The sequence below is a fragment of the Burkholderia sp. A2 genome (assembly GCF_001729305.1).
Lineage (GTDB): Bacteria > Pseudomonadota > Gammaproteobacteria > Burkholderiales > Burkholderiaceae > Burkholderia > Burkholderia sola.
Genome location: NZ_LZXX01000036.1, coordinates 3,490 through 3,973, shown reverse-complemented (window position 1 = coordinate 3,973; position 484 = coordinate 3,490). Strand labels below are relative to the sequence as shown.

General features: G+C 67.4%; 1 protein-coding gene. It reads right to left on the bottom strand.

Annotated features, from left to right (window positions below; genetic code table 11):
* Positions 1 to 350: alpha/beta hydrolase (locus tag A9Z05_RS03490; RefSeq protein WP_141723339.1), on the bottom strand; the 350-nt coding region annotated here is incomplete at its 3' end.
* Positions 351 to 484: the final 134 nt, after the last annotated feature.

Genomic DNA, 484 nt, shown 5'->3' with positions numbered 1-484 from the left:
TCGCGATCGAGCACGAGCGCAATGTCCGCGGCGAACGCATGCAGGTCGAGACCGGTCAGCGGCCCCGTACTGCGGCCGATGCCTCTCGGTTGCGGTCGCAATACGCGGAATCCGTCGTGCGCGAGCAGGCGCGCGACTTCGTCGTAATCTTCCGCGCCGCGCGCCAGCGACGGCAGGATCACGATCACCGGCCCGCGTCCTTGCGCGAGCGTTTCGATCTGCACATCGCCTTTCGATACGAGCGTGCGTTGAACCGCATTCGCATCGACAGGTTGCGTGGTACAGGCGGCACCCGATGCCGCCAACGCGGCGGCCAGTGCAAGCCGCGTCAGGATCTTGTTCGTCTTCATCGTCTCCTCATGGGTCGATACGGCTCGGTGCGTCAGAGCGGGTCGAGGCCCGTCTCGTTGAGCACCGCGACAGCGGGCGCCGTCTTCAGGAACGCCGCGAATGCGCGCGACGCGTCGGCGGCCCGCGCATGCAC